General features: G+C 62.6%; 2 protein-coding genes. One reads left to right on the plus strand and one right to left on the minus strand.

All coding sequences use genetic code 11. The annotated features are described in order from the left end of the window. The coding region (locus tag JZ792_RS41250) for a YybH family protein (RefSeq protein ID WP_216918424.1) at positions 1–365 on the minus strand (365 nt) is incomplete at its 3' end. Between the two features lie 127 nt (positions 366–492). Between JZ792_RS41250 and JZ792_RS41255 the strand changes: the two genes are divergently transcribed. Beyond that, positions 493–689, plus strand: a 197-nt coding sequence (locus JZ792_RS41255; RefSeq protein ID WP_216918425.1) for a winged helix-turn-helix transcriptional regulator, incomplete at its 3' end; no start/stop codon positions are given.

Here is a 689-nt window from a genome sequence, read left to right on the forward strand (position 1 = left end):
CCGAAGGGGTTGTCGACCACGATCTTCCAGCTGTCGTCGATCTGGTGGCGCAGGGTTGCCACCGACAGTCCGCTCTGGGTGATCGGGGTGCCGTCGGGACCGGTGCCGCTCATCGTCCACGGAGCGATGTGTACGGCGGTGTCGCCGGTGATCATGACCTCGTGGCCGTGGCCGTAGTGGAAATCGGGTTGCACTGCGGCGAAGGCAGCGAACCCGGCCCGCAGTTGCTGTTCGCCCCGTACCGGCGTACCGGGTTCGAAGGCGACAACCGCGTCGTCGACGTAGAAGGACATGACGGTGTCGATGTCACCGCGTTCTAGCGCGGTGGTCATCGCCGAGACGGTGTCGATCACGTTCTGCTGCATGAGGATCCCTGGGGTTCGAGTGCTGAGGAGACGCCGCTTCGCGTGTTCGAACAGTGCGTTCGAACAGTGGCCGACCGACCATACATCAACATTTCGATAATGCAAATGTATGAGGTATCCTGGGGGCATGAAACGCGCGGTGGGAAAGTCGACGTGCCCGATGAACATGTTCCTCGAGGTGTTCGGGGATCCGTGGACCTTGCTGGTGCTGCGCGACATGCTGCTGGTCGGCAAACGGCGCCCGGTGGAATTCCTCGATTCGGCCGAACAGATCTCGACCAGCGTGCTCCTGGACCGGCTCAAGCGCCTCGAAGCCGCGAACCT

This window comes from Nocardia noduli (assembly GCF_019038455.1).
Classification (GTDB): domain Bacteria; phylum Actinomycetota; class Actinomycetes; order Mycobacteriales; family Mycobacteriaceae; genus Nocardia; species Nocardia noduli.